Origin of the sequence: Glycomyces rhizosphaerae, from assembly GCF_042647865.1 — a bacterium.
GTDB classification, from domain to species: Bacteria; Actinomycetota; Actinomycetes; order Mycobacteriales; family Micromonosporaceae; genus Glycomyces; species Glycomyces rhizosphaerae.
Genome location: NZ_JBHRWO010000021.1, coordinates 1067241 through 1092114, shown reverse-complemented (window position 1 = coordinate 1092114; position 24874 = coordinate 1067241). Strand labels below are relative to the sequence as shown.

25 protein-coding genes and 2 pseudogenes are annotated in these 24874 nt (G+C 70.3%); 14 read left to right on the top strand and 13 right to left on the bottom strand.

Translation table 11 applies throughout. The features are described 5' to 3' along the window. Nucleotides 1-14: 14 nt before the first annotated feature. The 3 genes from ACFO8M_RS25265 to ACFO8M_RS25255 all read right to left on the bottom strand — a co-directional run bounded on the left by ACFO8M_RS25265 (nt 15) and on the right by ACFO8M_RS25255 (nt 1738). Nucleotides 15-314, bottom strand: coding sequence for a glutaredoxin family protein (locus ACFO8M_RS25265; protein ID WP_387980649.1), 300 nt, complete (start codon nt 312-314; stop codon nt 15-17). 132 nt (nt 315-446) lie between these two features. Beyond that, nucleotides 447-1379, bottom strand: a complete 933-nt coding sequence (locus tag ACFO8M_RS25260; RefSeq protein WP_387980647.1) for a M56 family metallopeptidase — start codon at nt 1377-1379, stop codon at nt 447-449. Continuing rightward, nucleotides 1376-1738, bottom strand: a complete 363-nt coding sequence (locus ACFO8M_RS25255; RefSeq protein ID WP_387980645.1) for a BlaI/MecI/CopY family transcriptional regulator — start codon at nt 1736-1738, stop codon at nt 1376-1378. The genes ACFO8M_RS25260 and ACFO8M_RS25255 overlap by 4 nt, the downstream gene beginning before the upstream one ends. A 156-nt stretch (nt 1739-1894) precedes the next feature. On the opposite strand from ACFO8M_RS25255, the gene ACFO8M_RS25250 reads away from it, so the two are divergent. Beyond that, nucleotides 1895-3388, top strand: a complete 1494-nt coding sequence (locus tag ACFO8M_RS25250) for a multicopper oxidase family protein (RefSeq protein WP_387980644.1) — start codon at nt 1895-1897, stop codon at nt 3386-3388. Between the two features lie 62 nt (nt 3389-3450). Here ACFO8M_RS25250 and ACFO8M_RS25245 read toward each other — a convergent pair whose 3' ends face one another. Both ACFO8M_RS25245 and ACFO8M_RS25240 read right to left on the bottom strand, forming a co-directional pair. Further along, on the bottom strand, nt 3451-4869 hold the full coding sequence (locus ACFO8M_RS25245) for an MFS transporter (RefSeq protein WP_387980642.1): 1419 nt from the start codon (nt 4867-4869) through the stop codon (nt 3451-3453). Between the two features lie 120 nt (nt 4870-4989). Then, a complete protein-coding gene (locus ACFO8M_RS25240) occupies nt 4990-5247 on the bottom strand; it encodes a heavy-metal-associated domain-containing protein (RefSeq protein WP_387980640.1) in 258 nt (85 codons plus the stop codon). A gap of 163 nt (nt 5248-5410) precedes the next feature. Between ACFO8M_RS25240 and ACFO8M_RS25235 the strand changes: the two genes are divergently transcribed. Then, on the top strand, nt 5411-6400 hold the full coding sequence (locus ACFO8M_RS25235; protein WP_387980639.1) for a helix-turn-helix transcriptional regulator: 990 nt from the start codon (nt 5411-5413) through the stop codon (nt 6398-6400). 26 nt (nt 6401-6426) lie between these two features. On the opposite strand, the gene ACFO8M_RS25230 is transcribed toward ACFO8M_RS25235, so the two are convergent. Both ACFO8M_RS25230 and ACFO8M_RS25225 read right to left on the bottom strand, forming a co-directional pair. Further along, nucleotides 6427-7701 (bottom strand): erythromycin esterase family protein, encoded by a 1275-nt coding sequence (locus ACFO8M_RS25230; protein ID WP_387980637.1) that lies wholly within the window; start codon nt 7699-7701, stop codon nt 6427-6429. Between the two features lie 17 nt (nt 7702-7718). After that, nucleotides 7719-7826 (bottom strand): annotated as a pseudogene (locus tag ACFO8M_RS25225) (NmrA family NAD(P)-binding protein); the annotation flags it as partial. 306 nt (nt 7827-8132) lie between these two features. On the opposite strand from ACFO8M_RS25225, the gene ACFO8M_RS25220 reads away from it, so the two are divergent. The 5 genes from ACFO8M_RS25220 to ACFO8M_RS25200 all read left to right on the top strand — a co-directional run bounded on the left by ACFO8M_RS25220 (nt 8133) and on the right by ACFO8M_RS25200 (nt 12506). Beyond that, on the top strand, nt 8133-9500 hold the full coding sequence (locus ACFO8M_RS25220; RefSeq protein WP_387980816.1) for an MFS transporter: 1368 nt from the start codon (nt 8133-8135) through the stop codon (nt 9498-9500). A 176-nt stretch (nt 9501-9676) separates the two neighbouring features. Then, entirely contained in the window at nt 9677-10276 is a 600-nt protein-coding gene (locus tag ACFO8M_RS25215) for a TetR/AcrR family transcriptional regulator (RefSeq protein WP_387980635.1), read from the top strand. A 161-nt stretch (nt 10277-10437) separates the two neighbouring features. Further along, on the top strand, nt 10438-11397 hold the full coding sequence (locus tag ACFO8M_RS25210) for a C40 family peptidase (protein WP_387980633.1): 960 nt from the start codon (nt 10438-10440) through the stop codon (nt 11395-11397). A gap of 40 nt (nt 11398-11437) precedes the next feature. Beyond that, nucleotides 11438-11836, top strand: a complete 399-nt coding sequence (locus ACFO8M_RS25205) for a hypothetical protein (protein ID WP_387980632.1) — start codon at nt 11438-11440, stop codon at nt 11834-11836. A gap of 73 nt (nt 11837-11909) precedes the next feature. Then, a complete protein-coding gene (locus ACFO8M_RS25200) occupies nt 11910-12506 on the top strand; it encodes a DUF305 domain-containing protein (RefSeq protein WP_387980630.1) in 597 nt (198 codons plus the stop codon). Between the two features lie 213 nt (nt 12507-12719). On the opposite strand, the pseudogene ACFO8M_RS25195 reads toward ACFO8M_RS25200, so the two are convergent. After that, a pseudogene (locus ACFO8M_RS25195) lies at nt 12720-13634 on the bottom strand (LacI family DNA-binding transcriptional regulator); the annotation flags it as partial. Nucleotides 13635-13805: 171 nt separating this feature from the next. On the opposite strand from ACFO8M_RS25195, the gene ACFO8M_RS25190 reads away from it, so the two are divergent. The 3 genes from ACFO8M_RS25190 (at nt 13806) to ACFO8M_RS25180 (ending at nt 16810) form a co-directional block, all read left to right on the top strand. Further along, nucleotides 13806-14885 carry a substrate-binding domain-containing protein gene (locus ACFO8M_RS25190; protein ID WP_387980628.1) on the top strand — a complete coding sequence of 360 codons (1080 nt, stop codon included), beginning with the start codon at nt 13806-13808 and terminating at the stop codon, nt 14883-14885. A 108-nt stretch (nt 14886-14993) separates the two neighbouring features. Then, nucleotides 14994-16037 carry an ABC transporter permease gene (locus ACFO8M_RS25185; RefSeq protein ID WP_387980626.1) on the top strand — a complete coding sequence of 348 codons (1044 nt, stop codon included), beginning with the start codon at nt 14994-14996 and terminating at the stop codon, nt 16035-16037. Beyond that, the gene (locus tag ACFO8M_RS25180; RefSeq protein ID WP_387980624.1) at nt 16034-16810 is read left to right on the top strand and encodes an ATP-binding cassette domain-containing protein; all 777 of its coding nucleotides are present in this window, start codon (nt 16034-16036) and stop codon (nt 16808-16810) included. Before ACFO8M_RS25185 ends, ACFO8M_RS25180 begins: the two co-directional genes overlap by 4 nt. 85 nt (nt 16811-16895) lie before the next feature. Here ACFO8M_RS25180 and ACFO8M_RS25175 read toward each other — a convergent pair whose 3' ends face one another. The 3 genes from ACFO8M_RS25175 to ACFO8M_RS25165 all read right to left on the bottom strand — a co-directional run bounded on the left by ACFO8M_RS25175 (nt 16896) and on the right by ACFO8M_RS25165 (nt 19329). Continuing rightward, a complete protein-coding gene (locus ACFO8M_RS25175) occupies nt 16896-18395 on the bottom strand; it encodes an ABC transporter permease (RefSeq protein WP_387980622.1) in 1500 nt (499 codons plus the stop codon). Then, nucleotides 18392-19015, bottom strand: a complete 624-nt coding sequence (locus tag ACFO8M_RS25170; RefSeq protein ID WP_387980815.1) for an ATP-binding cassette domain-containing protein — start codon at nt 19013-19015, stop codon at nt 18392-18394. Before ACFO8M_RS25170 ends, ACFO8M_RS25175 begins: the two co-directional genes overlap by 4 nt. A gap of 74 nt (nt 19016-19089) precedes the next feature. Beyond that, nucleotides 19090-19329 carry a hypothetical protein gene (locus tag ACFO8M_RS25165; protein ID WP_387980621.1) on the bottom strand — a complete coding sequence of 80 codons (240 nt, stop codon included), beginning with the start codon at nt 19327-19329 and terminating at the stop codon, nt 19090-19092. Between the two features lie 215 nt (nt 19330-19544). Between ACFO8M_RS25165 and ACFO8M_RS25160 the strand changes: the two genes are divergently transcribed. Genes ACFO8M_RS25160 through ACFO8M_RS25150 form a run of 3 tightly spaced genes read left to right on the top strand, consistent with a single transcriptional unit; the run spans nt 19545 to nt 20938 of the window. Then, the gene (locus ACFO8M_RS25160) at nt 19545-20057 is read left to right on the top strand and encodes a hypothetical protein (protein ID WP_387980619.1); all 513 of its coding nucleotides are present in this window, start codon (nt 19545-19547) and stop codon (nt 20055-20057) included. Nucleotides 20058-20069: 12 nt separating this feature from the next. After that, nucleotides 20070-20444, top strand: a complete 375-nt coding sequence (locus tag ACFO8M_RS25155) for a hypothetical protein (RefSeq protein WP_387980618.1) — start codon at nt 20070-20072, stop codon at nt 20442-20444. 44 nt (nt 20445-20488) lie between these two features. Then, a complete protein-coding gene (locus ACFO8M_RS25150) occupies nt 20489-20938 on the top strand; it encodes a universal stress protein (RefSeq protein WP_387980616.1) in 450 nt (149 codons plus the stop codon). Here ACFO8M_RS25150 and ACFO8M_RS25145 read toward each other — a convergent pair. Further along, on the bottom strand, nt 20861-21775 hold the full coding sequence (locus tag ACFO8M_RS25145; RefSeq protein ID WP_387980614.1) for an SDR family NAD(P)-dependent oxidoreductase: 915 nt from the start codon (nt 21773-21775) through the stop codon (nt 20861-20863). The genes ACFO8M_RS25150 and ACFO8M_RS25145 overlap by 78 nt on opposite strands. 160 nt (nt 21776-21935) lie before the next feature. Here ACFO8M_RS25145 and ACFO8M_RS25140 point away from each other — a divergent pair, with 160 nt between their 5' ends. Continuing rightward, nucleotides 21936-22379: a universal stress protein gene (locus tag ACFO8M_RS25140; protein ID WP_387980612.1), complete on the top strand. Its 444-nt coding sequence runs from the start codon at nt 21936-21938 to the stop codon at nt 22377-22379. A gap of 51 nt (nt 22380-22430) precedes the next feature. Here the strand turns inward: ACFO8M_RS25140 and ACFO8M_RS25135 are convergent, their stop codons facing one another. After that, nucleotides 22431-24734 carry a heavy metal translocating P-type ATPase gene (locus ACFO8M_RS25135; protein ID WP_387980610.1) on the bottom strand — a complete coding sequence of 768 codons (2304 nt, stop codon included), beginning with the start codon at nt 24732-24734 and terminating at the stop codon, nt 22431-22433. Between the last annotated feature and the right edge of the window lie 140 nt (nt 24735-24874).

Here is a 24874-nt window from a genome sequence, read left to right as displayed (position 1 = left end):
TCGGGGCGAGGGAGCTACGACTGCTCCGGGAGCGCCGCGGTCTCACGAGACCAGATCCCTATGGGCCGGATGGATTCCAGTGTCATGCGGAGCTTGTGCCCGTCGAGCGGACCGCGGCTGAACAGCACTCCGTCGACGAGGAGACCGGGCGCGGACACGATGGCGTGTTCGATCGCGAGTTCGCGGCCCTCGTCGCCGGCGAGGTCGATCTCGGTGACGCTGAGCGTGAACTCGGCCGAGAGGCGGTGCAGGATTTCCTTGGCCCGATCGCAATGGCCGCAATGCGGTTCGGTGAGCAGGATTATCTCGGTCACCGGTCGTTCCGCCCCGGTGCCGTCGTCGACCCGCACTTGAACATCGCACCCCTATCCGGCAGAACCTCAATTACTATGAAGGATAGTAGATGGGTTCGGAGGATGCCAGTCCGTCGCGCGGACGTCCCGGAACTAGCAGCAGGCCATGCCGACTGCGGTGAGAACGGGGAGGGCCACGACCAGGATCGGGGCCGCCACCGCCGCGGCGTTGCCGCCGAGGATCGTGCCCACCCCCGCGGGACCGGGTGCGGGAGGAGCATGGAGCAGCCGCTCAACACGGGCGACGGTGTCTCCGCCGCTGGCGGCGAGCGCTTCGACCGGCGTCTGCGCGGCCGCGACGCTGAGCAGGCTGCGGGCGAGGATGCGACGGCTGCCGCGGCGTGCGGCGGCGTCGTCGGCGGCGAGCTCGACGAGGTGGCCGATGCGCTCGGGGAGCCGCCTGAACAGCGGCACCCAGCCGAAGGCGCGGTTGGCGGACTGGGCCAAGGCGACCAGCAGGTGGTGGCGGCCGGCGAGGTGGGCGCGTTCGTGCGCCAGGACCGCTTCGAGCTGGGGACGGTCGAGTAGTTGCAGCGCACCGGAAGTGATGGCGACCAGGCCGCCCTCGCCGGGAATGCAGTAGGCGGCGGGCTGCGGGTTTTCGACCACGACCGCACCGAGACCGCGATCCCTGCGTACACCGCGGAGTTCGCGTCGCAGCCGGGATCGCTCTGCGGCGGCGGTCCGCGACACCGCGATCAAAGCGCATGCCAGTCGGAGCGGGACCGCCCACGTCAGTGCGGCGGCGAGCAACGCGAGAACCGTGCCGCCGATCGCTCCGTGGTGCTCCCGCAATGCCGTGACGCAGCCCAGAAACGCCCCTGGGTCTCCGGTGAAGATCTCCGTCGGCATCACGATCGCCGCACCGGCGAGTATCAGACTCAAGATGAAGGAGGCGGCGAGGGCGAACCACGTGGCGATCGCCAGTCTCGGCGAGGCCACGGCCCACCGGGCCCGGTCCACTATGCGCGGTCCGGCCAGACCCAGCAGTCCGGCGTACCCGAGCAGCATCAGGGCCGTGGTCATCGAGGCTCCTCAGCGGTGTCCATGAGTTCGCGCAGGCGAGCCAACTCCTCGGGGCTGATCTTGCCGATGAAGCGAAGCAGGGTCGCCCCGCGGTCGGTGGAGGATTCGAGAACCGCGGCCATGGCCTCGGCGTCGAACTCCTCGCGCGTCTGCGCGGGTCGGTACGCCCAGGCGCGGCCGGCGCGCTCGCGGGTGACGTTGCCCTTGCGGTGGAGGTTGTCGAGGACCGTCATGACGGTCGTATAGGCCGGCTCCGGGTCGCGGTCGAGCGCCCCGAGCACTTCGCGGACGGTGAGCGGTCCTGACGCGGACCACAGCACGTCCATGATCGCGGCCTCTAGCTCGCCCAACCTGCGCATCGGCATCCTCCTTCTCCGCATGAACCCTATCGCCCGCGATTGGATGCTCTCTACTATTTATGATAGTAGAAAGTGATGCCGCAGAGGATCCCGGGCAGATCGCCGCATCGGCGCACAGCAAGCACCACGGCAACACCATCCGAAAGGCCATTCACCATGCGTGCGTTCACACGCCGTTCCATGCTTCGCGGCGGCGCCGTCGCGCTGCCCTTCGCCGCCCTCGCCGCCTGCACCGACGAGAAGCCGAAGCCCACGTTCGTCGAACCCGGCTCCGACCGGGTCGCCGAGGCTGAGGCCGCCCGCAGCCCGGGCGCTCTCAGGGAGTTTCAGATCAATGCCGTCGCGTCCGAGGTCGACCTCGGCGGACTGGTCGTCCCCACCTGGTCCTACGGCGGTCAGATCCCCGGCGCCCCGATCCGCGTCGCCAAGGGCGAGCAGGTCAAGGCGACCCTCGTCAACGAGCTGCCCGAGGCGACCACGGTGCACTGGCACGGACTCCAGCTTCGCTGCGACGCCGACGGCGTCCCCGACGTCACCCAGGCCCCGATCGCCCCTGGCCAGTCGTTCACGTATCAGTTCACCGCCCCCGACGCGGGCACCTACTGGTTCCACCCGCACACCGGCACGCAACTCGACCGGGGCCTGTACGCTCCGCTCATCGTCGAAGACCCCGACGAGACCGCCGACTGGGATCTGGAGTGGACGGTCGTCCTCGACGACTGGATGGACGGCGTCACCGGCACGCCCGACGAGGTCCTGGACCAGCTGAAAGCGGGCATGGGCTCGATGGACCACGGCGGCATGGACATGGGGCTGATGACCGACGGCCATATGCTCATGGGCGCCCGGTCCGACATCCTCGGCGACGACTCCGGAGACGTCTACTACCCGCACCACCTCGTCAACGGCCGCCTCCCGGCCGACCCTGAAGTGTTCGAGGCGGACCCCGGTGCGCGCGTGCGCCTCCGCTTCATCAACGCCGGCGGGGACACCGCCTACCGGGCGGCCCTGTCCGGCCACCGCCTCACCGTCACCCACACCGACGGCTTTCCTTGCGTCCCAGTGGAGGCCGATGCGATCCTGATCGGCATGGGCGAGCGCTACGACGTTGTCGTCACTTTGGAAGACGGCGTGTTCGCCCTCGTCGCCGAAGCCGAGGGAAAGCAGATGCGGGGCCGGGCGCTGGTGCGCACCGGCACCGGCGAAGCCCCCGCGGCCGATTTCGCGCCCGCCGAACTGAGCGGTCACGTGCTCACCTACGACGAGCTGGCTCCCGCCGAAAGTGTCGCGTTGGAGACACGCGAGCCCGACCGAACGATCGACCTCGAACTCACCGGTTCGATGGACGAGTACGACTGGGCCTTCAACGGCACGCCGCACGACTTGGACAACCCGTATGCCATCGAAGAGGACGAGCGGGTGCGGCTGCGGTTCGTCAACGACGGCCACATGTGGCATCCGATGCACCTGCACGGGCACACGTTCGCGCTCGCCGGCACCGGTCTGCGCAAGGACACCGCGATCGTCCTTCCGGGTCAGACCCTGGAGGTCGACTTCGACGCGGTCAACCCGGGCCGGTGGATGGTCCACTGCCACAACCTCTACCACGGCGAGGCGGGCATGATGGCCGTCATCGGCTACCGGGACTGACGACGCCGGCGGGGCCGGGCGACGTTGTCGTCGCCCGGCCCCGCCGGTCTGGTGATGCAGGCTCAGGCCGCGGTGGTCACCTCGACCTTCGTCCGGCGCACCGTCACCGCGGCCACCACGGCCGCGGCCAGCGCGACGACGGCCGCTGCGATGAAGGCGGTCGAGAAGCCCTCGGTCAGTGCCGGTGCGTCGCCGACCTCACCGGCGCCGTTGGCGACGGCGATCGCGGTGACGACGGCGAGGCCGAGGGCCGAGCCGATCTGGTAGCCGGTGTTGACGATGCCGGAGGCGAGGCCGCCTTCTTCGGGCCGGGCGCTGGAGATCGCCATCTGGAGCGAGGGAATGAACGCCAGCGCCATGCCCAGGGCCGCGAGGAGCGACGCGGGCAGCACGTCGACCGCGAACGTCCCCTCAGGACGGATGAACGAGAGCCAGAAGAGGCCGCCCGCGAGCAGCACCAGTCCCGAGACGATCATGGCCTTCGAACCGAAGCGGGCCATGAGTCTCGGCGCGAGCGCCACCATGCCGATCATGATGAGCACCGTCATCGGCAGCAGCGCCGCCCCCGAGGGGAACGCCGAGTAGCCGAGGACCTGCTGGAGGTAGAGGTTCAGGAAGAACCACATCGGGATCCAAGCCGCTCCGAGGAGGAGCTGCGCCAGGTTGGCGGCGCCGAGGTTCGGGGCGCGGAAGATCCCGAGCGGCATCAGCGGGCTGCGACGCCTCGCCTGCAGCGCAACGAAGGCGACGAGCAGCACCGCCGCGATCAGCAGCGTGCCCCAAGTGCCCGGAGCCGACCAGCCGACTTCGGGCGCTCGCACGATGGCGAAGACCGCGGCGGCCAGGCCGAGGGTCGCGGTGAGCGCGCCGAGGAGGTCGATCGAGCCGCGCTGGGCGCGGCCGCCGGGCAGCAGCGCCGGGGCGGCGGCGAGGGCGAGGACGGCGACGGGGATGTTGATGTAGAACACCCATGGCCACGAGGCGTACTCGGTGATGAGGCCGCCGAGGAACACTCCGGCGGTGCCGCCGGCGGGAGCCGCGGCACCGTAGAACGCGAACGCCTTGGTCAGCTCCTTCGGGTTGGCGCCGAACAGCATCATGAGCAGTGTCAGGGCTGAGGGCGCGATGAGCGCGGCACCCGCGCCCTGGATGCCGCGCCCGGCCAGTTCGGCGGCGACGTCGGGCGCGATGCCGGCGACGAGCGATCCGACCGCGAGGATGAGCCAGCCGAGGCTGAACATCCGGCGGGCGCCGAAGAGGTCGGAGAGCCTGCCGCCCAACAGGAGCAGGCCGCCGAGGACGACGACGTAGGCGTTGAAGACCCACGACAGGTTCTCCTGGGTGAAGCCGAGGTCTTCCTGCATCTTCGGCAGGGCGACGCCGATGATCGAGGTGTCCATGATGACCATGAACTGGGCCAGGGCGATGAGCGCGAGGGCGATCCAGCGCCGCGAGGCCGGTGGTGTCGATGTGGACGACATGTCCTTCTCCTATACCGGTAGGGGGTATGCCAGGGAGGCACTACTCCATTGGGGCGCGGGGCTACCGGAAGTCCGGGAGCCGGGCGTGTGCGTATTTCTAACATACCCCCAGGGGGTATATCAACAGTGGTTTCGAGCGACCCCGCTCACGTCCTCGGTGTCCCAACCCGCTTCGGCGAGGACATCGGCGGCGCACTCGGCAGCGGTCAGGTCGTCCACGATGACGCACACCTTCCCCTGGTCGGCCGCGATGTCCACGGCCAGGACGCCCACCATGGACATGAGCTCCTCACGAAGGCCCGCAAGGCAATGGCCGCAGGTCCCGGCGCTCAGGCCCGACACGCGGAAAGCGACGAGGCTGTAGTCGACAGTGATCAACGCATCCCCTTCGATGGTTCGCCCGGCGACCTCTATACCCCTCGCGGGTATCGTCGCGGACGGTCGAAGCAAGCCTGTCCCCCACGGGCGCACCACGGCCACGAATCCGGATGTCCAGTCCCCGCCATGGCCGGAACCGGACATCGAACCGAAGAGGAGCACCATGGCCGATCCCCTCGATCCGCCGGCTGATGAGCCGGAAGTCCAGGCCGTATACGCCCGCATGCGCGAGCACGGCGAGACGTTCACCGAGGCCGCCGAAGCGATCGGCTTGGCGCACACCGACATTCCCCGCGTCCGTCGCCGACTCGCCGAATTGGGCCTCCTGGACGGCACCGCCGAGATCGCCGTGGACGCGGCCGCCGCACTCACCCGCCTTCTCGGCGACGGCCGCGACCGGCTCGCAGCAGTCCTTGCCGCCCTGGTGGAGCGGCAGAACGACGCCCTCGCGCTCGCCAGCGACTACGTCCGCCTCGCGGACAAGGGCCGCAACGGCGCCGTGGAGGTCCTGGCGAAGGACGACACCTTTCGACCCCGCATGGAATCACTGCTGGACCACGCATCCGCTTCCAGCCGAAGGGAACTGGTGGCGATGCACCCGCACGCGGTGTGGGACGAGCGGTTCCTCGAGGACGGCCTCAGGCGCACCGTGCAGCAGACCGAACGCGGACTCTCGGTGCGGACCCTGTACGCGCAGCAGACCTTGCGGCAGCCGTCGCTGCGCGAGTACATCAGGCGGAAGACGGCGGCGGGCATGCTCATCAAGGCCGCGCCGATCACGCCGATCCGCATGCTCGTCTACGACCGGGAGCTCGCCATCGTGGACGCCCCGCGCGACGAGGAGATCGGCGCGATCGTCATCCGCGACCGCCTCCTCGCCGAACCCCTCGTCGACTTCTTCGAGTACTGCTGGATCACCGCTTCCGATCTCGACGAGGTGCTGGGCAGCACTGACGGCTCCGGCCTGACGGAACAGCAGACCGCGGTCCTGCGGCTGCTCGCCTCCGGCGCCAAGGACGAGGCGATCGCCCGCAGCCTCGGCGTCTCAGTGCGAACGGTGACCAGGATCGTCGCCGAATTGACCAGCGAGCTCGGCGCGACCAGCCGCTTCCAGGCGGGAGTGCTGGCCGCCCGCCTGGGCTGGCTCGACTAGCGCGCGAATGGGATTGAACTGGAGGTTCAGGAGTCGGCGAGGTAGTCGGTGACTGTCGTGCGGTCGACGCGGGCCAGAGCGTCGAAGGCGTCGAAGACCGGGACGTCGGTGTAGTAGTCCTCCATGAGGATGCGGGTGTAGTTCTCGGCTTCGTCGATCGCGGTCCTGGCGGCGCGCAGGTCGGCGATCGTGGTGGCTGCGCGGCCGGTGAAAGCCCCCTCGACGGCCGTGTCGGGTGCGACGGGGACGGGCATGTCCGCGAACCGGAAGCCGTTGGGCTGCTCGGGGTCGAGGCTGCCGCGGACGGTGCGGCCGCCGCCGCTGGTGGCGGCGATGGCGACGTAATCGGGGCCGAGGGCGTCCGCGAGGTGGTATCCGGCGGGGAGACGTCCGGAGGGACCGGGGCCGAGCGCCGGCGTCCGGCGAATGTGGACGTTGTGCAGGCCGAGGACGATGCGGGACTCCGGCCCGTGTCCGTCCAGCAGCCGCACCACGGTTTCGGCGATCGAAGCGTCCATCGCCGTCGCACCGATCGGCAGGCCGTACCCGGTCAGATCCCGCGTGAAATGGTCGAGGTGCCAGGCGCGCCTCAGAGCGGCCGTCGCGTGGGCGTGTCCGCCTTCGTCCCCCGTGGCGCCCATGCTCTCCATGCGAGCCAGGAGCCGGCTCATGATCGCGGTCAGCGCATCGCGCTCGCCCTCACTCATTGCCGCGTAACCGGTGAGGGTCCGCGGGACCGAGGCGATGTCGGCATAGGACGAAGCCAGGTTCACCGCCTGTCGCAGCAGCGGCAGTGCGTCCGGGTCGAAGCGCTCGGCGTAGCGTTCGACCTCGGCCAGCTCCCCCGCAAAGGAGGCGCCGCCGGTGCCAGGCAGGAGCCCGGCGAAGCGAACCGGGCGAGCGGCGGTCCGGTTTCGGCGACGCATCCATGCGAGCGTCGCGTGCATCTCGGCGCAGTGGGCGAGTTGGGTGCCGGACGTCCGGGCCACCTCCGTCACGCTGCCGGGGCCGCCGCGGATCCAGGCGTCGATCGCGCGCGACTCGCCCGCCGGGGCCTCGAAGGCGTAGACGGTGAAGCCGCAGCGCTCGACCAGGAACCGCAGCATCCGGTGCCGCAGCCGGTAGAACTCGCCGACATGGTGGGCGCTCTCGCCGATCGCGACGACGCGGGCATCGCCGACCAACTCCCCCAGCGGCTCCAGGTCGTCAAGCGGCGCATCGGGTTCCAGCGAGTCGATGGTGAAGGCATGGCGGTCGATCCAGTCGGCCAGCGACCGGTTCTCGGTCCCAGACCCGGTCATCGCGACACCGCCGAGTGGTCGGCGATCCAGTCGCGGGCGAGGGCCCGGACCGGCATGCCTCGCTCCCGCAGCGCCGCCACCAGTGGCCGTCCGACGGCGCCGGTGGCACCGGTAATGAGGATCATGTCGCTCCTGCCTTCGCGAAGTTTCGTCTCCAGGCCAGCCTTTCACCTTGGGAGCCTTGGCGCATCGCACCGGCGGCGGCATTCGGGCCTACACCCGGGGGTGCAGTGGCGGCGCGTTTCGGTTCGGCGGGAGCAGGCCGGGAAGCGTCGGGCAGAACAAGAACCTGAACACGCATGTTTGAGTTTCACGAGATCCGCGCTAGCCTGAAACTCGTACATCATTGTTCAAGTTAAGGAGCGACCGTGTCCGCGACACACCACCCCGACACCGCGAGCGAGGCGCCGCCCCTGCCGCGGCGCTGGCTCATGCTGGCCCTGCTGTGCACCGCGCAGGCCATGCTCATCATCGACATCACCGTCGTCAACATCGCGCTGCCGACGATCGGCGGGGAGCTCCGCCTCGACCGGGAGGCGCTCACCTGGATCGTCACCGGCTACACCCTGGTCTTCGGCGGCCTCATGCTGTTCGGCGGCCGCCTCGCCGACCTCTTCGGGCGCCGCCGCATGCTCCTGATCGGACTCGCGCTGTTCACCGCGGCCTCCCTCGCCGCCGGCCTGGCCCAGACCGGCCCGGTCCTGCTCGGCGGACGGCTCGCGCAGGGCCTCGGCGCAGCCCTCATGGCGCCCGCGATCCTCTCCACCGTCACCACCGCCTTCCATGGCGCCGAACGACACCGGGCGCTGGGGCTGCTGTCGGCGATTGCAGGGGGCGGCGCGGCGCTCGGCGTCCTCGTCGGCGGAGTGCTCACCGCCGGGCCCGGCTGGCAGTGGATCTTCTACATCAACGTCCCCATCGGCGCCGTGATCCTGGCGCTCCTCCCCGCCACCCTGCCTCCGGATGCCAAAGGCGTGCAACGCGAACGGCTCGACGTCCCGGGGGCGCTGATCGTCACCGCCGCCACCGCCTCGCTCATCTTCGGCCTGGTCCGGGCAGGCGACGACGGGTGGACCTCGGCCGCGACGCTCGGTGCGCTCGCCGCCGCGGTCGTGCTCTACGCGGCCTTCGCCCTCGTCGAGCGGCGCACCGCCGCACCGCTCATGCGCGTGGCGCTCCTGGCCCGCCGCACCGTCGTCACCGGCGCGTTCCTGATGCTCATGGCGACCGCGCTGCTGATCTCGTTCTTCTTCCTCGGGTCGCTGTACCTCCAGGACTTCGCCGAGTACTCCGCGCTGCGCACCGGTCTGCTCTTCCTGCCCGTCGCGGTCGCCACCACGATCGGCGCGCAGCTGGCGGCGCACCTGATCGGGAAGACCGGCCCGCGGCCGATCGCCGTGGCCGGAATGGTGCTCGCCGCCGCCGCATCGGCCTGGCTCGCGATGCTGAAGGACGACAGCCGGGCCGGCACGGTCGTAGCGGGGCTCGCATTGGGCGCGTTCGCCCTCGGCACCCTGTTCATCACCGCCAACGCCACCGCGCTGTCGCGCGTGGACCCGGACGAAGCCGGGGTGGCCTCGGGGATGGTCACCACCTTCCACGAGCTCGGCGGTTCGGTCGGCGTCGCCGTGATGTCGACGGTCGCGGCCGCGAGCATTGGCGCGAACGTCCCGACTCTCTCGGGGTTCACCGACGCGTTCCTCGTCTGCGCCGTCGCCTCCGGCGCCGCCGCACTCGTCGCGCTGCTCCTCGTCCCCGCTGGGAAGGTCGAGACGAGCGGCGGTCCCCACGGCCACTAGGGCCTGTCCTGCGAATCAGGGAGCGGCGATATCCGAGTCCGTTTGTTCGCTCGCAAGGCGGAAGGCCCTCCGAACACCGGTGCTGTATTCGGAGGGCCGACAACGCAGCGAGCGGGCGAACGGGCCGGATAGCGACCGGTCTGATTCGCAGGACAGGCCCTAGCTACCCTTCAGGCATGGCCGACGGCAAGACCGCCGCGTCGGCACGGCGGCCCAGCGGGCAGCGCCGTGCCGACGCGCAGCGCAACATCGACAAGATCCTCACCGCGGGACTCAAGCTCTACAGCTCCCGGCCGGGCGTGAGCGTCGCCGAGGTCGCCGAAGCCGCCGGCGTCGGGCGCGTGACCCTCTACGGCCACTTCCCCTCCCGCACCGAACTCGCCAAGGCCCTCATGGACCGGGCCTTCGAGGAGACCGAGGCGGTCTGGCAGGCGGTCGACACGTCGGGGCCGGCCGATGAAGCGCTCGACCGGGTCCTGCGCGAGCAGTGGCATCTGATGGAGCGCAACCGGAACCTGCGCGACAACGTCGTCGGGGACGTCTCGCCGCAGTGGCTGCGGCAGCGCCACGACCCCATCCTCCGGCGCATCGAAGCGCTCATCACCCGCGGCCGGGACGAAGGCGCCTTTCGCACCGACCTGCCGCTGTCGTGGCTGGTGACGTCCCTGTACAGCCTCGTCCACGCCGCCTCCGACGAGATCTCCGCGGGCCGCCTCACCACCGAGCAGGCACCCGAGATCCTCTCGGCCAGCCTCCGCTCGCTGTACCGGCGATGAGCGCTCCAGGTTGCCCACCTCTCACCCGCACCGTTTAGAAACAGCACGTTGCGCTGGGAAGACGGTCAATGCGAGCCCCGCTCGCGAGGTACTACTACCAACGATAGTAGTTTGTGGGGGTATTCGGTCACCGCCACTCAGCCCGAAGGAGCACTCTGCTCATGAAGCCGTCGTCTGCTCGTCGCAAGTGGACTTCTGTCGCCATGATCGGCGGCCTCCTCGTCTCCGCGGTGGGCTCGGCCCCCGCCTGGGCCGAGCGCGACACCGAAGAGATCAACGACGAGATCGAACAGACCGACCAGGATCTCACCGCCGCCGTCGAGGAGTACAACCAACTGGCGCAGGAAGCGCAGGACAACCGCGACATGATCGCGCAGACCCAGGAGTCCTTGGAAGCGGCCGAGGCGGACTTGGGCGCGCTGCGCGAGCAGCTCGCCGACTACATCACCGCGACCTACGTGGACCAGGGGATCGGCGATGCCGCGCTGCTGCTCGACTCGGGCTCCCCTGAGGCGTTCGTCGAACGCCTCGACCGGCTCAACTCGGCGAACCTCTACAACTTCGCCGCTGTGGACGAGCTGCGGGCCGCCTCCGAGGAGTACACGGCACAGCTCGACCTCCTCGAGGACCTCCAGACCGACCTCGACGAGCAGGAAGAGGAACTGGAGCGGCAGCAGGACGAGCTCAACGCGCGCATGGACGACCTCGAAGAGGAGTGGCAGGCCGCCGCGGGCGATGCGATCACCGACTACGACCTGCCCTACATGACCGACGACGAGTACGCCGTCGTCTCGTTCGCGCTCGACCAGGTCGGCAAGCAGTACGTGTGGGGCACCGCCGGGCCGGACACCTACGACTGCTCAGGACTCATCCTGCGCTCCTACGCGCAGATCGGCATCGACCTGCCGCACAACGCCGCCGCCCAGTACAACTCGACCGCCGGCATCAGCCGCGACGAGCTGCAACCGGGCGACCTGGTGTTCTACAACGACCTCTCCCACATGGGCATGTACATTGGCAACGGCCTGATCGTCCACGCCCCGAACTCCCGGACGGTGGTGAAGGTCGTCGAACTCGACCACGGCAACGTCTACTACGGCGCGACCACCGTCCTCCACTAGGAGACCCTCACGAGCCCCGAGCCGCAGGAAGGCTGACGCGTTGACCTGGTTGCAGGCGCTCTGGAAGGCCACGCTCATCGTGGTGGCCGTCGGAGTCGCGCTGATGCATTCGACCGGTCACGCCTGCACCGACGACATCTGCCACTCGGAGACCTCGGCGGTCGCCGCCTTCGACACGCACGCCGCGGCTGAGGACGGCGAGGGCGTCAATCACCACGGCCGCCCGTTCGGCTCGGACATGAATCCGATGCAGGTGTGCATGGCGATCCTCACCGGGCTCGCGCTGGCGGTGTCGCTGTGGGCGATCTGGCGGCTGGCGCGACTCGTCGCGAACGGCCTCTCGGCGATGCACGTCGGGTGCGCCATCAGGGACGCGCCGATCTCGCCGCCGCCCAGACGCAATATGTCCCACGTAGCACTCTCGGTGTTCCGCATATAGGCCGGACCGCTGGTCCACGGACCGTCCCGACCCTTATATGCGACAACACCTTCGACAAGAGAGTTCCCAGACCATGAGCAAGACCTTCACCGTGCGCCGCGCGCTGTCCGCCGGCATCGCCGCCTTCGCCGCGCTGTCCATCGCCGCCTGCTCCGACGGCGGAGATGAGGGCGGCCACGACATGGACTCCATGGAATCCGAGTCCACAGAGGCCGACTTCAACGACGCCGACGTCACCTTCCTCCAGATGATGATCCCCCACCACGAGCAGGCCGTCGACATGGCCGCACTCGCCCAAGAACACGCCACCGACGCCGAGGTCGTCGACCTCGCCGGCCAGATCGCCGCGGCGCAGCAGCCGGAGATCGACGAGATGACCGGTCTGCTCGAGGCGTGGGGCGAGCCGGCCGAGATGGAGGGCCACGAGGGCATGTCCATGGGCGGCATGGCCACCGAGGAGCAGATGACCGAACTCGGAGCCGCTCAGGGAGCCGATTTCGACAAGCTGTTCGTGGAGCTGATGATCGCCCACCACGAGGGCGCCGTCACCATGGCCGAAGAGCACCACGCCGAAGGCCAGAACGCCGACGCCTCTGCCATCGCCGACGCGGTCATCGAAACCCAGACCGCCGAGATCGCGACCCTGCAAGAGATCCAGGCACGTCTGTAACCGATCGGTCCGGGGCGCATGGACCACAGGGTCGACGTGCCCCGGACACCGATATCGCGACCGCGGCCTGCCAAGCAGGATCCGGCCGAGTCCACCGCCGGATAACCGGATTGATCCGTCCGCCCGTGCCTCCGGGCGGGGCGGGATCTCGCCGCTGCCGCGTTCGATCAAGGTGGTGCCGACGGTGATGCGCTGCGCCGGGGCGTCATCGCCGTCGAGCCGGGCGAACACGCGCGCCGCCGCGATGCGTCCGATGTCCTCGGGATGCTGGGCCATCACGGTCACGCCGGGTTCCATCAGGTCGGCCAGCGCCACGTCGTCGAAGCCGATGAGTGCCGTGTCGCGGTGGCGTCCGCGCTCGCGCAGCGCGCGGAGTGCGCCGATCGTGATGAGGTTCTGGGCGCTGAAGACCGCGGTGGGCGGCTCCGGTCCGTCGAGGAGGCGCAGCAGGGCGTCGCGGGCCAGTGCCTCGTCGTGGAGTCCTTCGAGGACTATCGCTTCGCTCGCGGGGATGCCGGCCTGCCCGATCGCTTCGAGGAACCCGCGGCGGCGCTCCCCGGCGGTCTGGATGTCGGGGCGGTCGCCGAGGTAGGCGAGTCGCCGGTGGCCGCGGGCCAGGAGGTGTCCGGTGGCCGCCGCCGCGCCGCCGGCGTTGTCGCTGACGACGGCGTCGCAGGCGATGCCGGTGGGGCGGCGGTCGACGAACACCACCGGGGTGCCGCGGCGCAGCTCGGGCTCCAGATAGGTCTGGTCCTCAGTAGAGGTGGTGAGGATGAGCCCGTCGACGCGGCGCCGGGTGAAGGCGGTGACGGCCTCCTGCTCCCGCTGGGGGTCGTCGTCGAGGCTGGAGGCGAACACGGCGACGCCGCGGGCGAGGGCCGCGTCCTCGACGGCGCGGTGGATGGCCCCGGCGAACGGGTTGTCGACGCTGCTGATGAGCAGGCCGAGGGTGCGGGTGCGGCGGTCGGCTCTGCGGAGGTTGCCCGCGTGCGGGTCGGGCTGGTAGTCGAGGGCTGCGGCCGCGCTCAGGACGCGCCGGAGCGTCGCCGGGGCCACGGCCGGCTCGCCGTTGACGACGCGCGAGACGGTCTTGATGCTCACTCCCGCGCGCTCCGCCACCTGGCGCATGGTGGTGTGAGAGCGCCCGCCGGGTCCCTGCTCCAGGTTTGACAACGATGTCACGACTTGATCTCCAATTTTCGCTTCAGGGTTGACTATAACGGGTCGCATGCTCTAAACCTGATGGTGACATCGTTGTCAAGAGGGCCGCGGCCCTCGCACCCCGGAGGAGATTCCCCGATGAATCGCACCCTGCGCGGCGGTTTCCGCCGCACCCTTCCGAGCCTCAGCGCGCTCGCCCTCGGCGCCGCCGTCGCCTTGAGCGGATGCGGATCCGACAGTTCCGACGGGGACACCGTCGGCGTCTCGCTCATCGTGAAGACCACCTCGAACCCGTTCTTCGTCGCGATGCAGGAGGGCGCCGAGGCCGCGGCCGAGGAGGCGGGCGTGGAGCTCTCGGTCTCGGCGGGCCAGAACGACGGCGACGAGGACACGCAGATCCAGGCGATCGAGAACGCCATCTCGCGCGGCGACGCCGGCATCCTCATCACCCCGAACGGGCCGGGCGTCGAAGACTCCCTGATCCGGGCGCGCGACGCCGGCCTCTACGTCATCGTGCTCGACACGCCCCCGGCGGACACGGAGGCGGCCGACATCACCTTCGCCACCGACAACTTCCTTGCGGGCCAGCGGATCGGCGAGTGGGCCGCCGCGCAGCTCGGCGGGGAGAAGGCCGTCATCGGCATGCTCGACATCTTCGACGACAAGATCGTCTCGGTCGACGTCGGACGCGACCAGGGCTTCCTCGACGGCATGGGCATCGACCTCGCCGACCCCGAGGTCATCGGCGACGAGGCGGCCACCGGGCAGTACTCGGGCGGCGAGTACGAGATCGTCGGCCACGAGGCCACCCAGGGGGCCGAGGACGGCGGCCGCACCGGCGCGGAGAACCTGCTCAGCGCCAACCCGGACATCAACGTCCTCTACACGATCAACGAGCCGTCCGCCTACGGCGCTTACGAGGCGTTCGACGCCGCCGGGGCCACCGACGACCTGATAGTCGTGTCGGTCGACGGCGGGTGCGCCGGCGTCGACGCGGTCTCCGAGGGCGTCATCGGCGCGACCAGCCAGCAGTACCCGGTGAAGATGGCCGAGCTCGGCGTCCAGGCCATCGCCGACCTGGTCGAGACCGGGGAGAAGCCCGAGAACTCCGAGGGCCTGGACTTCTACGACACCGGCGTCGAGCTGGTCACCGACCAGGCCCATGACGGGATCGATTCCATCACCGCCGCTGAGGCGAAGGAGCTGTGCTGGGGCTGACCCCGGCTTCGAAGTCCTCATCGGAAACAGGCCGGGCGGGCGCGTCAGCCCACCTCCCACGGGCGATGCGACCGCCCGGCCGCCCCACCCGCGAATTACGGAGTGCACGTGAGTCAGCAAACCCCATCGGAGGCTCCCGTCTCCGCGCCCGATCTGGCCGAGGAGTTCCTCGACCGAAGCTCCCCGCTCGACAGGGTCCGGGGCGTCCTGCACCGGCACCCGGCGATCAGCCCCGGCATCGTGCTGGTCATCAGTGTCATCGTCTTCGGCAGCCTCAACGACCGGTTCCTCGAACCGTCCAACCTCTCGCTCGTCACCCAGCAGGTGGCGGTCGTCGGCACCCTCGCCCTCGCCCAGACGCTCATCATCCTCACCGCCGGGATCGACCTGTCGGTCGGCGCCGTCATGGTGCTCAGCTCCATGGTCGTCGCCCAGGCCACGGTCAGCAACGGACTCCCGCCCGTCGCCGGCCTCGGGCTCGGTCTCGCCGTCGGACTCGCCTCCGGGGCGGCGAACGGATTCCTGGTCACGCGGCTGAAGCTGCCGCCGTTCATCGTCACGCTCGGCTCGCTGAACATCTTCCTCGCACTGACGCTGCTGTACTCGGGCGGCGCCACGGTGCGAGGCGGCGACATGCCGTCGCTGCTGACCCTGACCGGCGAGACGTTCACCCTCGGCGGCGTCAACATCACCATGGGCGTGGTCATGATGCTCGTCCTCTACGTCGCCGTCGCCCTCATCCTCCACGGCACCGCCTGGGGCCGCCATGTGTACGCGGTGGGCGACGACGCCGAGGCCGCGCGCCTGGCCGGCATTCGGGTGAACCGGGTGCTCGCGAGCGTCTACCTCGCCTCGGGCGCGATCCTGGCGGTCGCCGCATGGATCCAGATCGGACGGTCCAACGCCGCGTCGCCGAACATCGGCGTCGACCTGAACCTCGACTCCATCACCGCGGTCGTCATCGGCGGCACCAGCCTCTTCGGCGGCCGCGGCGCCGTCTGGGGCACGCTGCTCGGCGCGCTCATCGTCGGCGTGTTCCGCAACGGCCTCTCGCTGGCCGGACTGGACGTGCTCTGGCAGACCTTCGCGGTCGGCGTCCTCATCATCGCGGCCGTCTCGGTCGACCAGTGGATCAGAAAGGCGCGCAAGTGAACAGCAGCGACAGCACCCCGATCCTCCAAGCGCGCGGCCTGGTCAAGACCTTCGGGCGCGTCGTAGGCCTCGACGGCGTGGACCTGGAGCTCTACCCCGGGGAAGTCCTCGCCGTCATCGGGGACAACGGAGCCGGCAAGTCCACTTTGATCAAATGCCTCACCGGCGCCGAGATCCCCGACGAGGGCGAGATCCGGCTCGACGGCAAGCGGATGCACTTCAAGGGCCCGCAGGACGCCCGCACCCACGGCATCGAGACGGTGTACCAGAACCTGGCCCTCTCACCGGCACTCGACATCGCCGCGAACCTGTTCCTGGGCCGCGAGGAGCGCAAGCCGGGCCCGCTGGGAACGCTGCTGCGCGTCGTCGACAAGAAGGGCATGCGGCAGCGGGCACGGGCCGAGCTGCACGCACTCGGCATCACCACGCTCCAGGACGTGACCGTCCCGGTCGAGAACCTCTCAGGGGGCCAGCGCCAAGCAGTGGCGGTCGCGCGGGCCGCCGCCTTCGGCTCCAAAGTGGTCGTCCTGGACGAGCCCACCGCGGCACTGGGCGTGCGGGAGTCGAACCAGGTGCTCGAGCTCATCCGCAACCTCCGCGACCGGGGCGTCCCGGTCATCCTCATCTCGCACGACATGCCGCACGTGTTCAAGGTGGCCGACCGCATCCACATCCAACGGCTCGGCAGGCGGGCCGCGACGATCACCCCCGAGTCCCACTCGATGACCGACGCGGTCGCGATCATGACCGGAGCGCGGGAGACGTCGGGGTGACGTCGGCGTCGGCCTGAGCCGGCCGATTTAGGCGCTCGCCGCACGGGCGACGAGCGCTGCTCCCCCGAGACTCGGGCCGTGCCATTCACACCGCGGCATCGAGTCCGGGCGGGCGGCGCCATATCAGGGCGGCGGCGGCGCCGAGCGCGACCAGCCAGGCCAGGCCGAGCAGGAGCGAGCCCGTCTCGTCGAAGCCGGCGGTCAGGCCGCCGTCGAGCAGCACTCGATCCGCGCCGTATCCGGGGAGCGCCCGGGCCCATCCCGGTGGTGCCGCGCGGAGCATCGGGCTCTGGCCGATGCCGACGTCAAGAAACGGCACGAGGAAGGCGATGAACACGCCGCCGACCCGACCGAAGACCGGGCCGATGCAGACGCCGAGCAGGCCGTAGGTGAGGCCCAGCAAGATGCTGCCGCCCGCGTAGACCGGCCACAGCCGGGCGTCGAAGACGGTCGCGGTGACCAGGAGCGAAACGCCGGTGACCAGCAGCACCGCGAAGGCGATCACCGCCAGGCGGGCCGCGAAGAGCGGGCTCGCGCGGAATCCGGCCTGGACGAGCCGCTGGTCGCCGGAGCGGGAGTCGAGCACCACGAACAGCCCGGCGAGGGCCGACAGGGAGGCGATCGCGATCGGGGCCATGGTGCCGGCGTGGACGTCCGGCAGCCAGAAGGACAGGTCGACTTCGACGCCGTCGTCCACGAGCGTCATGGAGGTGAACGCCTCTGGAGTGGCGGCTTCGGCCAGCAGGATGAACACGCCCGGGACGATGACCAGCAGCGCCCACAGCACCGGATTGCGCCGGTAGTCCCGCAGCCCCATACGCGTGCCGGTCGTGAACTGGGCCCAACGGGAGCCGGTGCGGACGTGCGGGACGCGGCGGCGCGCGAGGCGGGTCGCCGTGACGATCACGGTCCACCCGAGGGCGAGCGCTCCGATGGTCCAGGTCAGCGCCCAGCCCAGGTCGCCGATGCGGCCCCCGTGGCGGGACGGCAGGTCGACCATCCACAGTGTCACGAAATGCGTGGGGAGCCAGCGGGTCGCCAACCGGTCCGGCGAGGCGACGGCGGGGCCGAAGAACACATCGACGATCCAGACGAACAGGATCAGGACCGTGCCGTTCACGGGGTCGGGCACGAGCGCGCCGACGAGCGCCCCGATGGCCATGTAGATCGCGGCGAACATCAACGTTCCGGCGAGGACCCGCGATGTGGGTTCGGCCGCGCCGCGGATCTGCAACGCCGCCAAGGCGACCGCCGAGACCAGGAGCGCCAGGGCGGCACCGGTGCCCAGGCGGGCGGCCACCAACCGGTTCGGGGGCAGGCCGGCCAGCACGAGTCGGCGGTCGACGGCCCGGGCCGAACTGGTCTGGAAGTACATCGCGACGGCGGCCATGAACGCTGCGGCCCAACCCGCGGTGGCCGTCTGCACTTCCAGCCCGCCCGGCCCGCCGAGCAGCAGCGCGGCGTCGGCCATCGATCCGGCGGCCGCCACCACGAACACGGCGGGGACGAGCACCAGCAGTACGAGGTTGACCGGGTTGCGGGCATAGTCGGCCAGGAATCGGCGCACGAGCAGCAAGGTCGTCATCGCGGCACCGCCAGCCCGTCCCGCAGGTCGACGATGCGGTCGAAGCGCTCCTCGTCGGCGACGAAGTGGCTGATGATCAGCACGGCGCCGCCGTCGGCGCGGCGCCTGGCGACCAGGTCCCAGAACTTCACGTACGTGTCCCAGTCGAACCCGGCGTAGGGCTCGTCGAGCAGCAGCACTTCGGGGTCGGCCAGCAGCGCCAGCCCGAGGTTCAGCTTCGCCAGCGTGCCTCCGGAGAGCTGATCGGCGCGGGTGGTCGCATACCGCTCGAAACCCAGCTCCGCGTAGAGGCCGCGGCGGGCGCGCCGCTCGGCGTCGACCGGCATTCGGTAGGCGCGGCCGAACAACTCGAAATGCTCGTCGCAGGTGAGCCGTTCGTACACGACGGGCACCTGGGGGCAGTAGCCCGACCGTCCTGCGACCGACACCGTGCCCGCGTCGGCGGCCAGGGCGCCCACCAGGATCTTCATCAGTGTCGACTTGCCCGAGCCGTTCTCGCCGACCAGGCCCACCACCTCGCCGGCCCGCACGGTGAGGTCGGCGCCGCGCAGCACCGGCAGTCTGCGCCGCAGCGGCCAGATCCCGCGCCGGTACGCCTTCTCGATCCCCGACGCCTCCAGGACCGGCGCGGCCGCTGCCGCGCCGTCGCCGTCCCGCCCTCGGTCGGCGGTGTCAGCGGGCGGCGGTGTCGTGTTCACGGCTGCTCCCCGGTGCAGTCACCGCTTTCCTGCCGGTCGAAGACGAGCTCCGCCGCAGCGCCCTGCCTCACTCGGATGGTCTCGGGTTGGTGGCCGCCGAGTACCCGCACCTCGACGCGCTGGATCCCGTCGACCGGTTGCGCAGAGTGGGAACGGCGGATGCCGAAGAAATAACAGGTCAGTGCCGCGATCACGCCTACGGCGGTTATCGCGACGATGATCTCGGGGACAGCCATGAGTGGCTCCGATCGAGTAGCGGCTCAGGTCCCAATCTCATTGTGGGGTACCCGCCGCCGGCACGGGCCGAATCCGCGGTCGCCCCTGCCTCCTTGCCCGACCTGGAGCCGGCGGACTCCTGCATATCCGGGTCGAGCCCGGGACGAGCATCTACAGTCCATTTCAAGGCCGTCGCCGCTGTCGGCCGTCTGCTGTCGAGAGGACGGTGGCTCGAGTGAGTCTGACCCACCATGAGTTCTGGACGCTGGTTCACGGCATGGTGTTCGGCGCGGTCTTCCTGCTGGGATTCGCGGGCGGCCTGGAAGGCCTGTGGAGCCTGCGCCCGCACCTCATGACGGCCGAGGGCATCCGCGGGCGGGCGCTCCGCTTGAAGATCGGCACGACCGCGATGGCCGTCGCCGCCTGGGGCACCGTCCTGACCGGCACTTGGATCGTCTATCCCTGGTATCGCGAGGACGTTCCCGACAGTCCGCGGTCGGTCCTGCTGGCCGACCCGGCGCGAGAGCAATGGCACCACTTCGGGATGGAGTGGAAGGAGCACATCGCGTGGATGAGCCCCATTCTGGCCACTGTGGTGGCCTTCATCGTGCTCTACTACGGCGCGGGCCTCATCCTGCATGAGCGCCTTCGCAGGACCACGCTCGTCCTGTTCGTGCTGGCGTTCGTCCTGGCCGCGGTCGCCGGGATCCTCGGCGCATTGATCACCAAGACCGCCCCGCTGGTTTAGGAGTGAGGAAGCATGACAACGAATCCGAACACCGGCGAGACCACTCCTGAACTCGGCGACTACGTCGACAAACCCGAAGGGCCCATCGCGGCGGCGATCCTCGCCGCGGGCATCGGCTCCTTCGCCCTGGGCGTCCTGACCACGCTGGCGGAGGCCAACGAACGCATCAAGGAATTCCTCAACTTCTACGACCCGGTCGGGCCCCTCTCGGGCAAGACCGTCGGAGCCGTCGTCATCTGGCTCATCGCCTGGGTCATCCTGCACCTGGCCTACCGGAACAAGGCGGTCGAGTCGCGCCGGGAACTCGCCATATCGCTCGTCCTGATCGGCCTCGGCCTGCTGGGGACGTTCCCGATCTTCTTCCAGGCCTTCGCCCCACCCGAATGAGCCGGCATCAGATGGCACGATGAGGACGATCGGGGGAGGTTCCAGTGGATACGCCTGACGCGGGAGGGCCTCCGGAACGCATCGTGGTGGGCTTCGACGGCTCTCCGTCGTCGAAGGCGGCGCTGCGGTGGGCGCTCAAGCAGGCCAAGGCGACTGGTGCGGAAGTCGAGGCGGTCCACGCCTGGCAGTATCCGCTCAGTTTCGGAACGCCGGTGGCGCTCTTGCCCGGGGAGGACATCGCCGCTGAAGCGGGGACCGCGCTGGCCACCGCCATCGGGGATGCCGCCCCCGGCGACTCCGGTGTCACGGTCCGACACCGAGTCGTGCTGGGCGATCCTGCGAGCGTCCTTCTCGGCCAAGCCGAGAACGCGGACCTCCTGGTGGTCGGCAACCGCGGCTACGGCGGGTTCGCCAGATCACTGCTCGGGTCGGTCAGCCAGCACTGCATTCACCACGCGGCCTGCCCCGTCGTCGTCGTGCGCGACGAGAATTGAGCCCCGGCAAGTCCCCCTGCACCGAGCGGGTGTCGGCCTGCCCGCTCCCTCGATCCCGGTTCCCGTACCGCCGCTCCGCGGCGGTAACCGGGCCAGGTAGCCGCCGTCGACGTACAGTTCGGAACCGGTGATGAAGGAGGCGTCGTCGCCGGCGAGGAACGCGACGCACGCCGCGACCTCCTCGGGTCTCCCCAAGCGGCCCATCGGGGTGAGCGCGATCATCCCCGATTCGAACTCGGTCCCTTTGGCGGCCTCCAGCATCGGGGTGTCGATGAAGCCGGGGTGCACCGAGTTGACGCGCACGCCTTCCGTCGCCCAGTGCAGCGCGGCGTTCTTGGTGAGGATCCGGACGGCGCCCTTGGCGGCGTGATAGGCCGGTGAAGTGCCGAACCCTCCCGAAGCGCCGAAAATCGAGCTGATGTTGATGATCGAGCCGTGACCGGAGGCCTTCAACGCCGCCGCCGCGGTCTTCATACCGAGGAACACACCGGTCTGATCGACCGCGATCGTCCGCTCCCAGTCGTCCCGGGACGTGTCCTCGATCGTGGCGAGGTCGCCGATGCCGGCGTTGTTGACCAGCACGTCGAGACGGCCGAACTCAGCGGAGGCCTCGCCGACCACGGTCTGCCAGGAGGCCTCGTCGGCGACATCATGGCGCAGGTAGACGGCCCGCGCCCCTTGGCCGCGGATCTGCTCGGCGACCGCTCGGCCGGGCTCTTCTTGGACGTCCGTCACGACCACCGCCGCGCCTTCGGCGGCCAGGCGCATGGCCGTCGCCCGCCCGATGCCGCTCGCGGCACCGGTCACCAGCGCGACCCTTCCCTCAAGCCTGCCCATCGCTCCCCCATCGGTTGCGTACCTGTCCGTCCAGGGTCTCCTGCCCGGAGGCGCGTGGCCTCGAGAACTCCCGAATCCGCACGCGGACCCGGACGGGTACCTCGCCGCTACCGCCGCGGAGGACCGCAGCCCGGGTTAGGGTGCGAAAAAAGGAGGAGCCATGTCCGATCGCGCTCGAGGCCAAGGGGTAATCGTCGTCGGGGTGGACGGTTCGCCCTCATCGCGGCGGGCGTTCGACTGGGCGTTGCGGCAGGCCGACGCCACCGGCATGAAGATCGCGGCGGTGCTGGCCTGGCGGGCGCCGACCGGTTACGGGACCGGCGCCTGGGTGGCGCAGGGCGTGGACTGGGCAGAGGAGGCGCGGATCCAGCTGGAGTCGATCGTGGCGCCCGCTTCTGCGGAGTGGCCGCAGGTGCCGGTCGAGCAGCGGTTTCTCGAAGGACACCCGGCCGCGGTCCTCCTTGAACAGGCGCAAGGCGCCGATCTCCTCGTCGTGGGCAGCCGGGGCCACGGCGGGTTCGCGGGTGCGCTGCTCGGTTCGGTGAGCAATCACTGCGTCCACCACGCGACCTGCCCGGTGGTCGTCGTCCACGACAGGGTGTGAGCGGCGGGCGGGGCCCGGCGTCGTCCGTCACCGATGGAGTGCCGACTCGTATCAGAGGAGGCTGAAGGCGTTCTCCTCTTCCTGGGCGTTGTGGAGTCGCATGATCGCGTGCAGGCCGTAGAGGCCGGCGCGCAGTTCGGTGAGTTCGTCGGGTTCGGGCACGTCCCCGATGTCATCGAAGCAGCGCCTGAGGCGGCGCACCCGGTGTTCGATCTCGGCGTGGGTGCGGCTGAAGGCGCCTGTCGGGTCGGGTCCGCCGAGGGCACGGGCGATGATGGGCAGGAGCTGCTCCTCCTCGGCTCGTTCGTGCGGCAGCAGTTCGAGTTCGAGCCGATCGAGCAGGTCCCGCAGCCGCTCCATGTCGGGCGCGGAGTCCGACAGGGCATCGGCGACGGAGCGGACCTGCTCGATCAGCGGAGCGAGCGTGGTGTGCTGGGCGTACAGCCGCTGGGCGGCGGCGAGGTCCGCGTCTGCGAGGACGACGGTGTGGATCCGGCCGGGCAGGAGGACCGTCAGTGCCATGGCGATGGCGGCGACGTCGATGCCCTCCTGGAGGATCGCGCCGACCGTGGGCGTCAGGAGCCCGACTGCGGCGAGTGCCATCGCGACGGCGGAGAGGGCCATGCCGGTTCCGGCGGCGCGGCGGGCGATGCGGCGGCTGCGGTGGGCGATGAAGATCGCGTCGGCGAGGCCGTCGATACGGTCGGTGGTGAGCACGACGTCGGCGGCTTCGGCTGAGGCGGTCGCGCCGCGCGCGGCGAGCGCCACTCCGACGCCGGCGGCGGCCAGTGCAGGCGCGTCGTTGATGCCGTCGCCGACCATGATCGTCGCCGCGGCGGCCTGCTCGTCCCGGACTATGGCGAGTTTCTCGGCGGGGTCGCGGTCGGCGTAGACGGCGTCGGTCCCCACGATCCGCCCGACCGACTCGGCGATGTCGGCGCGGTCGCCGGTGATGAGGACGGTCCGCTGGATGCCCGCGTTCCGCAGCGCACGCAACATGCGCGGCGCGTCGGGGCGCAGCGGGTCGGTGAGGAGGAAGACGCCCGCCTGCCGTCCGTCGACGGCGGCGAAGACCGTCAGCGACCCGTCGATGGCGGCTCGGCGCCGGGCGCGGCGGGCCCAGGCGGGGGGTGGGCTTTCGAGGATCCAGGCCGCCTTGCCGAGCCGTACCTCGTGTCCGTCCACGGTGCCCAGCAGGCCGTAGCCGGGCTGCTCCTCGACCCCGGACGCGGGTGCGAGGGTGAGGCCGCGGTCGCGGGCGGCGGTGACGATGGCGGCCGCCAGGACGTGCGCCGACGTCTGGTCCAGGGAGGCGGACAGGCGGAGGAGCTCGTCGGCGTCCGCGTCGCCCGCGGTGATGATCTCGCTGATGGTGGGGCGCCCGCGGGTGAGGGTGCCCGTCTTGTCGAACAGGAGCACCCGTCCGGCGGCGAGTTGTTCGAGGGCGGCCCCGCCCTTGATGATGACGCCGTGCCGCGAGGCGCGCGACAGGCCGGACATGATCGCGATGGGAGCGGCCAGCAGCAGGGGGCAGGGGGTCGCGACCACCAGCACGGCGACGGCGCGGACCGGGTCGCCGGAGAGTGCCCACGCGAGGCCGGACACCGCGAGGGTCAGCGGCACGAATGCCAGGGCGAAACGGTCGGCGAGCCGCACGAAGGGCGCGGTGGACGCCTGGGCCTGCTCGACCAGTCGCAGTACGCCCGTGTACGCGGATCGGGCGGCGGTCTCGGTCGCCGTCATCCGTGCGGGTCGCCCGGCGTTGACGACTCCGCTGCGGACGTCGTCGCCGGCGGGACGCTCGACGGGCATCGGCTCACCGGACAGCGCGGACTCGTCGAACGAGGTGGACTCGAGGAGGCGGCCGTCAACGGGGACGATCTCGCCCGCGCCCACCAGGAGGCGGTCACCGATCGCGACTTCTGCGACCGGGATTTCGTGAACGCCGTCAGGGTCCTCGCGGCGAGCGATCCGCGGTGCCCGGGCCGCGAGCGCGCTGAGCTCCCGTTTCGCGCGCGCTGAGGCCCGCGCTTCGAGGACGCCGCCCGTGAACAGCATGACCGCGATGATCGCCCCGGCGAGCGGCTCCTTGACCAGCAGCGCACCGACGAGGGCCAACCAGGCGATCACGTCCACCGATGGCCGGCGGTGGCGCAGCGATACCGCGATGGTGACCGTGGAGTAGGCCAGACCGAGGACGGTCACGGCGATCCACACCCCTGCCGCGAACACCTCGTTGCCGGCGAGCGCGAACGCCACGCCCACCAGCAGCAGCACGGTTGCCGCGGTGAACAGGAGGACGTCGCGGCCGGCCCGCGAAAAGCCGGGAGCAGGCTGGGCCTTCGAGGATTTCATGAGCCAGTCGCCTCCCCTCGACTCCATGGTCCCACCCGGGTGCTCCCGCTCCAGGCCCGAACGCGCTAACCCGGTCACGTGCCTGCCGACGGTCGGTGCGGTCGCCGGCGCTCAGAACTCGGTTACGGCGGTGCCTCCGC